The 12421-nt window shown below is 65.7% G+C and carries 17 protein-coding genes; 11 read left to right on the top strand and 6 right to left on the bottom strand.

All coding sequences use genetic code 11. The annotated features are described in order from the left end of the window. The first annotated feature begins 29 nt into the window (after window positions 1-29). Both GJ698_RS27780 and GJ698_RS27775 read left to right on the top strand, forming a co-directional pair. The gene (locus GJ698_RS27780) at window positions 30-1004 is read left to right on the top strand and encodes a nucleoside hydrolase (RefSeq protein ID WP_154361096.1); all 975 of its coding nucleotides are present in this window, start codon (window positions 30-32) and stop codon (window positions 1002-1004) included. A gap of 3 nt (window positions 1005-1007) precedes the next feature. Beyond that, window positions 1008-1352, top strand: a complete 345-nt coding sequence (locus tag GJ698_RS27775; RefSeq protein WP_154361095.1) for a translation initiation factor Sui1 — start codon at window positions 1008-1010, stop codon at window positions 1350-1352. Here GJ698_RS27775 and GJ698_RS27770 read toward each other — a convergent pair. Beyond that, on the bottom strand, window positions 1349-1963 hold the full coding sequence (locus tag GJ698_RS27770; RefSeq protein WP_154361094.1) for an isochorismatase family protein: 615 nt from the start codon (window positions 1961-1963) through the stop codon (window positions 1349-1351). The genes GJ698_RS27775 and GJ698_RS27770 overlap by 4 nt on opposite strands. Window positions 1964-2060: 97 nt before the next feature. Here GJ698_RS27770 and GJ698_RS27765 point away from each other — a divergent pair, with 97 nt between their 5' ends. Next, complete coding sequence (locus tag GJ698_RS27765; RefSeq protein ID WP_154361093.1) at window positions 2061-3014, top strand: GlxA family transcriptional regulator; 954 nt, start codon at window positions 2061-2063, stop codon at window positions 3012-3014. Here GJ698_RS27765 and GJ698_RS27760 read toward each other — a convergent pair whose 3' ends face one another. Next, window positions 3015-4268, bottom strand: coding sequence for a DEAD/DEAH box helicase (locus GJ698_RS27760; protein ID WP_154361092.1), 1254 nt, complete (start codon window positions 4266-4268; stop codon window positions 3015-3017). It lies immediately after the preceding gene. 42 nt (window positions 4269-4310) lie between these two features. Next, the gene (locus tag GJ698_RS27755) at window positions 4311-4673 is read right to left on the bottom strand and encodes a hypothetical protein (RefSeq protein ID WP_154361091.1); all 363 of its coding nucleotides are present in this window, start codon (window positions 4671-4673) and stop codon (window positions 4311-4313) included. A 74-nt stretch (window positions 4674-4747) separates the two neighbouring features. Between GJ698_RS27755 and GJ698_RS27750 the strand changes: the two genes are divergently transcribed. Both GJ698_RS27750 and GJ698_RS27745 read left to right on the top strand, forming a co-directional pair. Next, window positions 4748-5737: a dipeptidase gene (locus GJ698_RS27750; protein ID WP_154361090.1), complete on the top strand. Its 990-nt coding sequence runs from the start codon at window positions 4748-4750 to the stop codon at window positions 5735-5737. Next, a complete protein-coding gene (locus tag GJ698_RS27745; RefSeq protein WP_154361089.1) occupies window positions 5737-6615 on the top strand; it encodes a hypothetical protein in 879 nt (292 codons plus the stop codon). The genes GJ698_RS27750 and GJ698_RS27745 overlap by 1 nt, the downstream gene beginning before the upstream one ends. Window position 6616: 1 nt before the next feature. Here GJ698_RS27745 and GJ698_RS27740 read toward each other — a convergent pair whose 3' ends face one another. Beyond that, a complete protein-coding gene (locus tag GJ698_RS27740; protein ID WP_229260197.1) occupies window positions 6617-7225 on the bottom strand; it encodes a TetR/AcrR family transcriptional regulator in 609 nt (202 codons plus the stop codon). 56 nt (window positions 7226-7281) lie between these two features. On the opposite strand from GJ698_RS27740, the gene GJ698_RS27735 reads away from it, so the two are divergent. Beyond that, window positions 7282-7836 (top strand): isochorismatase family protein, encoded by a 555-nt coding sequence (locus GJ698_RS27735; protein ID WP_154361087.1) that lies wholly within the window; start codon window positions 7282-7284, stop codon window positions 7834-7836. Here GJ698_RS27735 and GJ698_RS27730 read toward each other — a convergent pair. After that, complete coding sequence (locus tag GJ698_RS27730) at window positions 7742-8200, bottom strand: hypothetical protein (RefSeq protein WP_154361086.1); 459 nt, start codon at window positions 8198-8200, stop codon at window positions 7742-7744. The genes GJ698_RS27735 and GJ698_RS27730 overlap by 95 nt on opposite strands. Window positions 8201-8278: 78 nt before the next feature. Between GJ698_RS27730 and GJ698_RS27725 the strand changes: the two genes are divergently transcribed. From GJ698_RS27725 to GJ698_RS27715, 3 genes are all read left to right on the top strand, one after another. Next, the gene (locus GJ698_RS27725; RefSeq protein ID WP_154361085.1) at window positions 8279-8656 is read left to right on the top strand and encodes a MerR family transcriptional regulator; all 378 of its coding nucleotides are present in this window, start codon (window positions 8279-8281) and stop codon (window positions 8654-8656) included. A 79-nt stretch (window positions 8657-8735) separates the two neighbouring features. After that, window positions 8736-9140, top strand: a complete 405-nt coding sequence (locus GJ698_RS27720; protein ID WP_154361084.1) for a tautomerase family protein — start codon at window positions 8736-8738, stop codon at window positions 9138-9140. Beyond that, the gene (locus GJ698_RS27715) at window positions 9137-9595 is read left to right on the top strand and encodes a MarR family winged helix-turn-helix transcriptional regulator (protein ID WP_154361083.1); all 459 of its coding nucleotides are present in this window, start codon (window positions 9137-9139) and stop codon (window positions 9593-9595) included. The genes GJ698_RS27720 and GJ698_RS27715 overlap by 4 nt, the downstream gene beginning before the upstream one ends. 16 nt (window positions 9596-9611) lie before the next feature. On the opposite strand, the gene GJ698_RS27710 is transcribed toward GJ698_RS27715, so the two are convergent. Continuing rightward, window positions 9612-10559, bottom strand: a complete 948-nt coding sequence (locus tag GJ698_RS27710) for a GlxA family transcriptional regulator (protein ID WP_154361082.1) — start codon at window positions 10557-10559, stop codon at window positions 9612-9614. Window positions 10560-10707: 148 nt separating this feature from the next. On the opposite strand from GJ698_RS27710, the gene GJ698_RS27705 reads away from it, so the two are divergent. Next, window positions 10708-11523 (top strand): SDR family NAD(P)-dependent oxidoreductase, encoded by an 816-nt coding sequence (locus GJ698_RS27705; protein ID WP_154361081.1) that lies wholly within the window; start codon window positions 10708-10710, stop codon window positions 11521-11523. A gap of 27 nt (window positions 11524-11550) precedes the next feature. Next, on the top strand, window positions 11551-12417 hold the full coding sequence (locus tag GJ698_RS27700; protein WP_154361080.1) for a type 1 glutamine amidotransferase domain-containing protein: 867 nt from the start codon (window positions 11551-11553) through the stop codon (window positions 12415-12417). The last annotated feature ends 4 nt before the right edge of the window (window positions 12418-12421 follow it).

Raw genomic sequence — 12421 nt, 5'->3', positions numbered from 1 at the left:
ATCCCCGCTTCAACGAATCGAGGACTTACATGGCTTACAACCTTGCCCGGCCGCTGCGCGGGCTGTTCACGACGCTCGCGCTGTCCTGCGCGATGCTGGGTGCTCCGGCCCATGCAGCCGCGCCGCAAAAAGTCATCGTCGACATGGACATCGGCGACGACATCGACGACGCCTTCGCCCTCGGCCTGCTGCTGCAAAGCCCGGAAATCGAGATTGTCGGCATCACCACCGCCTGGGGCGACACGGCGCTGCGCGCGCAACTGCTGGAACGCATGCTGCGCGAAACAGGCCACGCCCAGATCCCGGTCGCGCAAGGCGTCCGCACCACCGGCAACCCGCAGCCGTTCACGCAGGCGCGCTACGCCCGGCGCGGCAAGCTGCCGTCCAAACTCGACGCCATCGATTTCATGCTGGACCAGATCAAGCGCCAACCCGGCCAGATCACACTGGTGGCGCTCGGCCCATTGACCAACGTCGGCGCCGCCATCGAGCGCGACGCCGTCACCTTCGGCAAACTCAAACAGGTCGCCATGATGGGCGGCTCGGTGCGCAGCGGCTACCGCAAGTCGCAATACGTGCCGGCGCGCCCGGCCGACAAGGAGTACAACATCGTCTCCGACATCGCCGGCGCACAAAAGCTGTTCACCTCCGGCGTGACTATCGTGATGATGCCGGTCGACTCGACGCAAATCCGCCTGGATGAAGTGGAACGCAACGCCCTGCTCGGCCACGGCTCGCCGGTCACCGACGCGCTGGCCCTGCTCTACCACCAATGGATAGACGCCTACCAGCCATGGTCCAGCAACATGCCGTCGCTGTTCGACGTGGTGCCGGTGGCGTGGCTGCTCGATCCGGCCGTCTGCCCGACCACGCCGCTGCACATCGTCGTCGACAAAGACGGCTACACCCGCGAGCAGTCCGGCAAGCCGAACGCGCAAGTGTGCCTGGCCTCGGACCAGAAGCGCTTCTTCGAGATCATGATGCCGCGACTGCTGCAGGATTAAGCCATGGCCCTCGTCTACTCCACCGAAACGGGCCGCATGTGCCCGGACTGCCGCCAGCCGCTAGGCGACTGCACCTGCAAGGCCGCCGCCAAGACCAAGCCGGCCGGCGACGGCAATGTGCGCGTGTCGCGCGAATCCAAGGGCCGCGGCGGCAAAACCGTCACCCTGGTGCGCGGCCTGCCGCTGGACGCCGACGCGCTGGCCGCGCTGGGCAAACAGCTGCGCGCGGCCTGCGGCTCCGGCGGCACCGCCAAGGACGGCGTGCTGGAAATCCAGGGCGACCATTGCGAACGCGTGATGGCCGAGCTGACGAAACTCGGCCACAAGCCCAAGCGCGTCGGCGGTTAAACCGCCTTGCGGGCGCGCTGAACCGACATGTAGATATTGTCGCGCTCCAGCGCCTGCCCTGCGCGCACCGCCGCGATCCACGCGTCCGTGCCGGCCACCGCCGCAAAACCGGAGTGGAACACGGTGCTGAATACGCGGTGGATCTCCTCCGCGCTGGCCTTGCCGGCCGCGTTCTCATACGATGGCGAGCCGCTGGCGTCGGCCAGAAACTCCACCGTCAATCCCTTGTGCGCCGCTTCGTAAATGGTGGCGGCGTCGCAGTTGTGCGTCATGTAGCCGACGATGGTCAGCGTATCGACGCCGTTGTCGGCGATCCACTGCGCCAGGTCGGTGCCGGTGAACACGCTGGCATAGGCCTTGTTGATGTGGTGATTGAACGGACGCTTCGCCACCTCATCGTGCAGCTGCCAGCCCGGCGATCCCTTGGCGAAGATCGGCGACTGTTCCGGCGCATCGTGCTGCACCCTCACCACCGGAATATCGGCCGCCCGCGCCGCATCCATCGCTTTCGCGATGTTGGGCAGCGTGACGTCCACCGCTGGATATTCAATCTTCATATTGCCGCTGAAGTATTCGTTTTGCACGTCGATTACGATCAAGGCACGGCGCATGATAGTTCTCCTGGTTGGTTTGCGATGAGAGACATTGTGCGCGTCCGCGCGTCCGCCCGACAGCGGCCCGAAGGCATACATACGATATAATCGGGCCATGAACGCCGCTGCCGCCTATCGCCACCGGATCGCCGTCATCGCCTTCGACGGCATCACGCCCTTCCACCTGTCCGTGCCCGGCATGGTGTTCCGCGACGCCGCCTTCGACCTGAAGATCTGCTCCGCCGATCCGTCGCCGCTGCGCACCACCGGCGGCTTCGACATCTCCGTGCGGCACGGCCTGCAGGCGCTGGGCCGTGCCGACATCGTGATCCTGCCGACCTGGCACGACGACTGCCGTCCGGCGCCAGCGGCGCTGCTGGAAGCATTGAAACGCGCACACCGGCGCGGCGCCCGCATCGTCGGCCTGTGCCTGGGCGCCTTCCCGCTGGCGGAAGCCGGCCTGCTGGACGGCCGCCGCGCCACCACCCACTGGGCCTATGCGGACACGCTGGCCGCGCGCCATCCCGACGTCGCCGTCGACCGCGAAGTGCTGTATGTGGATGATGAGGTGCTGACTTCCGCCGGCGTGGCGGCGGGACTGGATTGCTGCCTGCACCTGCTGCGCCAGCTGTGCGGCGCAGAGGCGGCCAACCATGTGGCGCGGCAGCTGGTGGTGGCGCCGCACCGCCAGGGCGGGCAGGCGCAGTTCATCGAACGTCCGGTGCCGGTCAGCGGCAGCGACGACCGCTTTGCGCAGGTGCTGGACTGGGTCAACCAGCGCCTGGCCGACAACCACAGCATCGACGCGCTGGCTGCGCGCGCCGCCATGAGCCGCCGCAATTTCACCCGTCACTTCCGCGACGCCACCGGCACCTCGTTCAAGCAATGGCTGCTGAACCAGCGCGTGGCGCATGCCCAGCGCCTGCTGGAAACCAGCGACGTGTCGATCGAACTGGTGGCGCAGGAAGCCGGCTTCGGCTCGGCGCTGTCGCTGCGCCAGCACTTCCGCACCGCGCTGTGCACCTCGCCGTCCGAATACCGCCGCCAGTTCCGCGCCGGCGCCGGCTGATTACTCGCCGGCCGCCTCGCGGGCCGCCGCTTCGCGCAGCTTGTCCTTCTTGCTCTTGCGTTTGCCCTTGATGCCGCCGTTCTCCGTATCGGTGACGGCGCTGACCGGCGCCGCCGTCTCGGTCTGCTCGAAGCCGGGAATGGTTTCGCGCGGAATGCGCTGCTCCTGGCGCTTTTCGATCAGGCGGAAATGGGCTTCCGATTCGGCGGTGACGAAGCTGATCGCCACGCCGCTCTCGCCGGCGCGGCCGGTGCGGCCGATGCGGTGCGTGTAGTCGACGGCGGAACGCGGCAGGTCGTAGTTGACCACCGCCGGCAGGCGCGCGATGTCGATGCCGCGCGCCGCGACGTCGGTCGCCACCAGCACTTGCAGATGGCCGGAACGGAAGTCGGTCAGCGTCTCGGTACGCGCGCCCTGGCTCAGCTCACCGTGGAAGGACGCGGCGTGGATGCCGTTGCGGTTCAATTTTTCCGCCACGTGGTCGGCCGCGTACTTGGTGGCGACGAACACCATCACGCCGCGCCACTTGTGCTCCAGGATCAGGTGCTTGAGCAGCATGGTACGGCGCGGCACATCGACCGCGATCGCGCGCTGCGCGATATCCGGCTTGCTGGCCGGCTCGGACAGCACTTCGATGCGCGACGGCTGGTGCAGGATGGCGTCGGCCAGCTTCTGCACCGCCGGCGGGAAGGTGGCGGAGAAGAACAGGTTCTGGCGCTGCTTCGGCAGCAGTTCCAGGATGCGGTTCAGCTCTTCGCTGAAGCCCAGGTCCAGCAGGCGGTCCGCCTCGTCCAGCACCAGCATGGCGACGCGCGAGATCTTCAGCGCGTTGTGGTCGATCAGGTCCAGCAGGCGGCCCGGCGTGGCGACCACGATGTCGGCGCCGCCGCGCAGCGCCATCATCTGAGGATTGATCGAGACGCCGCCGAACACGATGGCCACCTTGACCGGGATCGGCAGGTGCGACACCAGCTTGCGGATCGATTCGCCCACCTGCACCGCCAGTTCGCGCGTCGGCACCAGCACCAGGCCATGCAGCTGGCGCGGGCCGTCGCGGTTGTCCAGCAGCGATTGCAGCAGCGGCAGCGCGAAGGCGGCGGTCTTGCCGGAGCCGGTTTGCGCGGCGCCCAGCACATCCTCGCCCCGCAGGATGGCGGGAATGGCGGCGCTTTGAATGGCGGTCGGCTCCTGGTAGCCGATCTCGGTGATGGCGTTCAGCAGGGAGGGAGCAAGGCCCAGTGTGGAAAAAGACATATCGGCCTAAAATCAGTGAATTAGGCGCAAGTATAAAGCATGCTAGTTGCATTTCCCCCGCAGCGCGGCGATGGGGATGAACGGCAGCGCCAGATAGCCGGTAAAGATCAGGGTAGTCTGGCGCTTCAGGCCTTCCGAATGCAGGCAGTCCGGCACCTTGGCTTCGATGAAGGCGGCGGTCATGATGTCCGACTTGGCGACGCTGAATTCCGGCGCGCTTTGCAGCAGCGGCGGTGGCGGCACCTCGGCCGCCATGGCGTCGGCGACGGCCTTGCGCACCACAGGATCGGTGCGGCCTTGCAGCGCCTTGACCTGCGCCGCGCTGGCCGCCGCGTCCAGGTACGGATCTTTCGCCTGCGCGCCGACACACAGCACGGCCAACAACATCAAACAGGATAAACGCATAAGAATTTTCCCCGGTGTCGATACACGCGATCCATTATCATGCAAAATAGCCGTTTTGATAAAGAAAAAGTACCATGATCAATTGGGATGCCCATGCCTGCCTGCCGCAGCACCCGCTGGCCGACTTCACGCCCGTCCGCCGGCTGCATGCCGCCGGCGTCAATTACGTGTCGCTCAACGTGGGCGCGGACATGAACCCGCTGTCGCAGGTGATGTCGGTGATCGCCGGTTACCGCGCCACCATCGCCGCCGATCCGGAACGCTACGCGCTGGTGTCCAGCGTGGACGACATCATCCAGGCCGCCGCCGACGGCCGCATGGCGATCAGCTTCGACCTCGAAGGCGCCCTGCCGCTGCTGGAACAGCCGGACATGGTGGCGCTGTACGCGCAGCTGGGCGTGCGCCAGATCCACTTCGCCTACAACCGCAACAACAGCGTGGCCGATGGCTGCCACGACGTCGCGCGCGGTCTCACGCCGCTGGGCCAGCGCATGGTGGAAGCGGTCAACGCCAACGGCATCCTGATGGACTGCTCGCACACGGGTCGCCTGTGCAGCCTGGAGATCATGAACGCCTCGTCGCAGCCGGTGATCTTCAGCCACGCCAATCCCTACACGCTGGTGCAGCACGGCCGCAACATCACCGACGAGCAGATACGCGCCTGCGCGACCACCGGCGGCGTGGTGTGCGTGTCCGGCTTGTCGTTCTTCCTCGGCAGCGAGCAGCCGGACGCCAACGACGTGGCGCGCCATGTGGCCTACCTTGCGGACCTGGTGGGCGTCAAGCATGTCGGCATCGGCCTGGATATCTGCTTCCAGCAGCCCGACCTGGACGACACGCCGCCGGGCGGCTTCGACCCGTCGCACTGGTGGCCCGCATCCGCCGGCTACAGCGCCGACAAGCCGCCGACCTTCACGCCGCCGGAAGTCTGGCGCGAACTGCCGGCCGCGCTGCGCCGCGCCGGCATGAACGACATCGAGGCGGAGCTGGTCCTGGGCCGCAACATGATGCGCGTGGCGCAGCAGGTCTGGGGCGCGCCCGAAGCGCTGGCCAAAGCCGCCTGATGCAGCGCTTATGCGCCGGATTGCTGCTTTGCCCCGCGTTGCTGGCCAGCGGCTACGCGCTGGCGGACGACATCAAGGCCATTTTCGTCTACACCGGCGGAAAAATGTCGCCAGTGGCGCAAATCACGCAGGATGGCATCGCCAACATCGGCCCGACAGCTGATGACACCGATGAAGCCGACCGCTGGTTCTCACCATGGTTCGCGCCGGGCAGCACTTATCATTATCTTGGCCGAGATGCCAACCGGGGCACCGGCACGGCAACCGGGCCGGAAATTGACGGCTGCTGGTCGTTGACGGCTGGCGTGAAGCTCGACTCGCCAACCGCAGCGGATGGCCTGCTGACCAACTACCAACTCCCCGTTTCCGCCAGCCGCGCCGCAATTCGGCCTTCGCCGAAACAGCTTCAGGTGATGCAACGCGTGGCGCGTGGAGTCTTGCGCAGGAATGAGGTGCCTGCTGGCGTCATCAGCAAAATGATCACCTCCACAAACAATCCGAGATTCTTCGCGATCACGGCGCATGGCCAAACGCCGCCGCGCCTTATTGCAAGCTATGACTGGGACAGCGTTAGCGATGCAGTGCGCGCCAACCGTCAACCTGCCGCCAATGCGCCGTTCGCCGGTTATTCGTTGACGCTGATACTGGAGGCGGACAAAAGTCACCGCTATCGAGCAAGCCATGTGCTGTTTCATCATGCAGACGCCGAAAGTGGCGTGAGCAGCTATGACTTTGTAACTGCGGCCGATCTTGATGGCGATGGACTTGACGAAGTCATTCTGGTCGGCGGCGGTTACGAGTGGTGGTGGTTCGAAGTACTCGGCAAGCGCAACACGACATGGAAGATGCTGGCATCCGGTGGCGGTGGCGGCTGCTGACTCAGGTAAGGTGCAGGCGGGTTTTCAGGTAGGCGGCCAGCGCCAGCTTGAATTCCGCCACCAGCTCGCGGCGCTCCGCCGCGCCGGCTTGCGCGTACAGCGGATTCAGGCCTTTCACGATCTGTAGCGCCACATTGGCGGTGCGCAGCGCTTCCGCCTCCGCCATCTCCGGCTTTTTCTGCCTCAGCACCGCGCCGAACTGCGTCCGCAGGCGCTGGCGCGCGTCGGCGCTGCGCTGGTAGCCCAGCGTGGCGTTCAGCAGCGTGAAATAGGCCGGGTGCTCGTCAAAGAAACCGATCATCAAATCGAATACCCGGTCCACCAGCGCGTTGACGCTCAGGTGGGCGGCATCGGCTGTCAGGCCGCTCCAGCGCTGCGCCATGTCTTCGCCGTACTGCTCGCGCAGGGCGCGCGCCAGCGTCAGCTTGTTGGGGAAGTATTGATACAGCGCGCCGATGGACGACCCGGAACGCTCGGCGATGGCGGTCATGGTGGCGGCGTCGAAGCCGGATTCGGCGAAGACGGCGGCGGCGGCATCCAGCATGGCGGCCATGCGCTGCTCGCCGCGCAGCTGCTGCGGCTTGCGCCGTTGTTGAGTATCTGAGGACATCCTCACATTATAGGCTACAATATATGAGGACACCCTCACATTAAGGAGCGCACACCATGGAAACGACAGCATTGGTATTGATTGATCTTCAACACAGCAATGTGGCGCGCACGCTGGCGCCGCATTCCGCGCAGCAGGTGGTGGCAAACAGCGCGCGGCTGGCGGACGCGGTGCGCAGCAAGGGCGGCACCGTGGTGTACGTGCGCGTGCTGGTCAATGAACTGCGGCCGCAGCCGGCGGATGTCTCGGTGAGCCGCGATCCGTCCGCCCCGCCGCTGCCGCCGCAGGCCTGGGAGATCGTCGAGGCGGCCGGCATGCAGCCGGGCGACATCGTCATCGACAAGCGCCAATGGGGCGCCTTCCACGGCACCGCGCTGGACCAGCAGCTGCGCCGGCGCGGCATCCAGACCATCATCCTGGGCGGCATCGCCACCAACTTCGGCGTCGAATCCACGGCCCGCGCGGCGCAGGACCTGGGCTACGCACTGATGTTCGCCGAAGACGCCATGTCCAGCCTCAAGGCCGAGATGCACCAGTTCTCGGTGCAAGCGATCTTCCCGATTCTTGGCCACGTGCGCTCGACGGCGGAACTACTGGCAACCATTGGATAACGCCCCATGCCAGCTCCGGCACGATGAACAGCCAAAGCAGCGGCGCGCCGGTGGCTGTCAGTGCCCAGATCATCCAGGTGGTGAACAGCAGGCGCGCGACGCCGTCGTAGCGGCCGTAGTGCGCCTGCGGGTCGCGGAGGCGCAGCGTCGCCCACACCAGCACCACGCTGCCCAGCAGGCAGGCAAACAGCACGTGGAATGGCGTGAAGGCCGGCAGCGCCGCGCCGCCCAGGGCCTGGTTGGTTGCGTCCAACTGGGCGTGGGCGAAGGCGAAGCTCCACGGCGTGGCGAACGGCGCGGTGACCAGCAGGTCGTAGATGGCGCTGCCGAGGACTATTTTTCGATACGTGGCGGATGTCAGCATGAGCTCTCCCTGTCAATGATGGAGCCATGCTAAAGGCTGGAGTACACTCCAGGGTCAAGCGATATTGGGAGACTTCAGATGCAGATCGGCGAAATCGCCAGCGCCACGGGCCTGAGCCGCGACACCTTGCGCTTCTACGAGAAACGCGGCCTGCTGCGCGCGCGCCGCAGCGCCAATGGCTATCGCGACTATCCGCCGGAGGCGGTGGACTGGCTGCGTTACATCAAGCTGGCGCAAACACTGGGCTTCACGCTGGCCGAAATCGAAGCCGACCTGCCGCTGCTGGCCGAGCCGGACGCCTCGGCGCCGCAGCTGCGCGCCGCCCTGCAACGCAAACTGGCCGATATCGACCAGCGCATCAACGGCCTGCACCTGCTGCGTGGCGAACTGACGCGCCGCCTCGGCGAAGACATGCAGGCCTGCCCGCTAAACCCGGCCACCAGCACATCTCCTTGACAAATACTGGCATATGCAATTAAATTAAGATACTGGCATATGCACGTATGTGCCTTGTCGCGAACCAGGGAGATACGCCATGCCTTACTTGCAGTTGGACGTCAACGACAGCTACCCTGTCGACCTTAAAAAAACACTGGCCGGTAGAATGGCCGCCACCTATGCCCGGCTGATGACCGTTGATATCCGCCGCATCAGCATCGCCATCCGCGAGGTGGGCCAAGGCGGCGTCTGGCGCGTGGTGGATGGCGAGCCAGTCCCCGTGTCGGTGCTGATGTGCGATATCCGCAAGGGCCGTAGCGCCGAGCTGCGCATGGAGGTGGCCAAGGCGCTGTGCGCCGACTGCATCGACATCCTCGGCTTGCGCGAGGACCGGCTGAACGTCGAGTTCACCCAGCACTCCGGCGACGAGATGTATCATCCAACCCTGGGCGGCTTCAGTCCGGAGTGGTCCGAGAACGAAGTGATGGGAGACAGGCATTGACCCGGCAAAGCATCAAAGACCCCCTGGTCTGTAACGGCGCCGCGCTGCGCAAGGCCAGCCGCCGCGTGACCCAGCTGTACGACAACCTGCTGGCTCCGTGCGGGCTGACCATTTCCCAGCGCTCGGTGCTGGTCCATGTGCAGCGGGCGGGAACGCCGACGATGTCGGAGCTGGCGCACGCCATGGTGCTGGACCGTTCGGCGCTGGCGCACAATCTGAAACCGCTGGAACGCGATGGCTATCTCGTGCAGGCCAGGGATGAGAAGGATGGCCGCAGCCGGCGCGTCGCGCTGACGCCGTCGGGCAGCGCCAAGCTGGATGAGGCCAACCTGCTGTGGCGAACAGCGCAGACGCGCTTTGAAAAGACCTATGGCGCCGACCGCGCGGCAGCGCTGCGGCTTGCGCTGGCCGATATTTTTTCCGACGAATTCGCCGAAGCTTTCCTGCGCGATTAGGCGGCAGCCGCCATCGTCACATGGCCAGCGCCTCTCCCGCCGACGCCCGCTGTATGGCCTGTGGAGGCTGCCCGAAGGCACGCAGAAACGCCTGCCGCATCCGTTCCCGGTCGCCGAAGCCGGTCTCCCGCGCAATGACTTCGATCGGATGGCGCGTCGTTTCCATCATCAGCCGCGCCGCTTCCACGCGCAGGCGTTCGATGGCCTTGGCCGGCGACTGGCCGGTCTCCTCGCGAAACACCCGGCTGAACTGGCGTGGGCTGAGTCGCGCGACGTCGGCCAGGCTTTCCACCGTCAGCTCGCCGGCGAGATTTTCGCGGACGTGGGCCAGCGCCATCTGCACCCGGTCCGACTTGGCGTCCAGCTCCAGCAGCGCCGAGAACTGCGACTGCCCGCCGCCGCGCCGCTGATACACCACCAGCTTGCGCGCGACCATGCGCGCGGTCTCCAGGCCGAAATCCTTTTCGACGATGGCCAGCGCCAGATCGACGCCCGCGGTCATGCCGGCCGAGGTCCAGATCTGGCCGTCCACCACGAAGATGCGGTCTTCGTCGAGCAGCACGTTGGGATACTGCTTCTTGAATTCCTGGGCATGGAACCAGTGCGTGGTGGCGCGCTTCCCTTCCAGCAGTCCGGCGGCGGCCAGCACCACCGCACCGGTGCAAATCGCCGCGACGCGCCGGCTGCGGCTTGGCGCGTCGCGCAGATAATCCAGCAGGCTGTCCGGCGGAAGATGGCATTCGTTGTCGCCAGCGACGATCAGCGTGTCGTAGCTGGCGTCGCGCAGCCGCTCGGTGTTGACCGAAAAGCTCTGCGACGTCATGACCGGGCCGCCGTCCTCGGACACCAGGCGAAACTGGTAGGCCTTCTCGCCCCGGAACAGGTTCGCGTATTCGAAAACGCTCGCCACGGCGAGGCCCAGTGCCTGGAAATTCGGGTAGACCAGGAGTCCGACTGTGTGCATGGCTGCTCCGCGCGTGATCGTCACAATTCCAGGAATATATCATGTCCTGAATCATGGCATCTACGTCATTGAGGACAAATCGCTTCCGGCTCAGAATGGGCACCTATCCCGACATTCCGTCGCGCGACCAACCTGAAAGAGAAACGATATGAATACCTCGAACTCCCCGAAAGGCACCGCATTGATCACCGGCGCATCCGCCGGCATTGGCGCCGTGTACGCCGACCGCCTGGCAAAGCGCGGCTATGACCTGATCCTCACCGGCCGCAACGCCGACCGCCTGGCGACGCTGGCGTCCCACCTGAGCGCAGAAACCGGCCGCGCGATCAGCACCATCGTGGCGGACCTCAACGACAAGTCGGGACTCGCCAAAATCGAAACCGTCCTGCGCGAGGACCAGCGCATCACCATGCTGGTGAATAACGCCGGTGTCGGCTCAGTGGCCTCGGTGCTGAACGCCGACGTCGACGAAATGGAAGCGATGATCTACCTGAACATCACCGCGCTGACGCGGCTGACCTATGCCATCGCGCCGGTGTTCGCCGCCAGGGGCGCCGGCACCATCATCAACATCAGTTCCGCCGTCGCCATCGCGGTGGAGGCGCTGAATGGCGTCTACAGCGCGTCGAAGTCCTATGTGCTCAGTTTCGGCCACACGCTGCAGCGCGATCTCGCCGACAAGGGCGTGCGCGTCCAGACCGTGCTGCCGGCGGCCACCGCCACTGAATTCTGGGACGTCGCCGGCTATCCCAAGCAAAAGGACGCCGCCAGCACGATGACTGCCGCCGACCTGGTCGACGCGGCGCTGGCCGGCCTCGATCAGGGCGAACTGGTGACCATTCCGACGCTGCACGACGGTGAACAATGGACCCGCTGGGAGGCCGGGCGCCGCGCGCTGGCGCCGCAATTCGCCAACGCCAGGCCGGCGCCACGCTACGTCGCCGCGCCGGCCGGCAAAGTCTGAATCCATCAACATTCAAGGAGCATCATCATGCGCATCCTCAAAATCAGTGCAGCCGCTTTCGCCATGGCGACGGCTTTCGCCATGCCGCTTTCGGCGTCGGCCCAATCCAAGGGCAAGGTGCTGGTCGTCATGTCCAGCGCCCACGAGCTGGCCCTACGCGACGGCAAGAGCTACGCGACCGGCTACTATCTCAACGAGTTCGTGGTCCCTTACCGCAAGCTGGTGGAAGCCGGCTACGAGCCGGTGATCGCCAATCCGAAAGGCGACCTGCCGGTCATGGACGTCAATTCGAACAACAAGATGTTCTTCGGCGGCGACGATGCGGCGCGCGCCAATGCGGAGCAATACGCGCAAGGCCTGGCGCAGCTGAAGCATCCTAAGACCCTGGCCTCCATCGCGGCCGAGGGCACGGACAGCTATGTCGGCCTGTTCATCCCCGGCGGCCACGCGCCGATGGCCGACCTGCTGAAGGACCGCAACCTGGGCCGGATACTCGCCAGTTTCCATCAAACCGGCCGCCCCACCGGCATCATCTGCCACGGTCCAGTCGTGCTGCTGTCTGCGCTAGGCGACCCGGATGCCTTCCTTGCCTCGATGGCGGCCAATGACGGCAAGGCCAACGCGCTGGCGGCCGGCTGGCCTTATGCCGGCTATCGCCTGACGGTGTTCTCCACCGGCGAGGAGCAGCAGCTGGAAGGCCCGTCCGGCCTCGGTGGCAATGTGCAGTTCTACCCGGTGAACGCGCTGGCGGAAGCAGGCGCGCACGTCGACGGCGTCGCCAACTGGCATAGCAATGTCATTGTCGACCGCGAACTGATCACCGGCCAGCAGCCGATGTCCGCGCCGGAATTCGGCGACGTGCTGGTGCGGCAGTTGAACGCGCGCCATCACTGAGCTG

The organism is Duganella aquatilis, from assembly GCF_009674565.1.
Taxonomy (GTDB): domain Bacteria; phylum Pseudomonadota; class Gammaproteobacteria; order Burkholderiales; family Burkholderiaceae_D; genus Rugamonas; species Rugamonas aquatilis.
This window is presented reverse-complemented; position numbering and strand designations above follow the sequence as displayed.

Coding starts and splice junctions, on each gene's coding strand:
- GJ698_RS27780 (WP_154361096.1), top strand. CDS start 30: ATGGCTTACAACCTTGCCCGGCCGCTGCGCGGGCTGTTCACGACGCTC.
- GJ698_RS27775 (WP_154361095.1), top strand. CDS start 1,008: ATGGCCCTCGTCTACTCCACCGAAACGGGCCGCATGTGCCCGGACTGC.
- GJ698_RS27770 (WP_154361094.1), bottom strand. CDS start 1,963: ATGCGCCGTGCCTTGATCGTAATCGACGTGCAAAACGAATACTTCAGC.
- GJ698_RS27765 (WP_154361093.1), top strand. CDS start 2,061: ATGAACGCCGCTGCCGCCTATCGCCACCGGATCGCCGTCATCGCCTTC.
- GJ698_RS27760 (WP_154361092.1), bottom strand. CDS start 4,268: ATGTCTTTTTCCACACTGGGCCTTGCTCCCTCCCTGCTGAACGCCATC.
- GJ698_RS27755 (WP_154361091.1), bottom strand. CDS start 4,673: ATGCGTTTATCCTGTTTGATGTTGTTGGCCGTGCTGTGTGTCGGCGCG.
- GJ698_RS27750 (WP_154361090.1), top strand. CDS start 4,748: ATGATCAATTGGGATGCCCATGCCTGCCTGCCGCAGCACCCGCTGGCC.
- GJ698_RS27745 (WP_154361089.1), top strand. CDS start 5,737: ATGCAGCGCTTATGCGCCGGATTGCTGCTTTGCCCCGCGTTGCTGGCC.
- GJ698_RS27740 (WP_229260197.1), bottom strand. CDS start 7,225: ATGTCCTCAGATACTCAACAACGGCGCAAGCCGCAGCAGCTGCGCGGC.
- GJ698_RS27735 (WP_154361087.1), top strand. CDS start 7,282: ATGGAAACGACAGCATTGGTATTGATTGATCTTCAACACAGCAATGTG.
- GJ698_RS27730 (WP_154361086.1), bottom strand. CDS start 8,200: ATGCTGACATCCGCCACGTATCGAAAAATAGTCCTCGGCAGCGCCATC.
- GJ698_RS27725 (WP_154361085.1), top strand. CDS start 8,279: ATGCAGATCGGCGAAATCGCCAGCGCCACGGGCCTGAGCCGCGACACC.
- GJ698_RS27720 (WP_154361084.1), top strand. CDS start 8,736: ATGCCTTACTTGCAGTTGGACGTCAACGACAGCTACCCTGTCGACCTT.
- GJ698_RS27710 (WP_154361082.1), bottom strand. CDS start 10,559: ATGCACACAGTCGGACTCCTGGTCTACCCGAATTTCCAGGCACTGGGC.
- GJ698_RS27705 (WP_154361081.1), top strand. CDS start 10,708: ATGAATACCTCGAACTCCCCGAAAGGCACCGCATTGATCACCGGCGCA.
- GJ698_RS27700 (WP_154361080.1), top strand. CDS start 11,551: ATGCGCATCCTCAAAATCAGTGCAGCCGCTTTCGCCATGGCGACGGCT.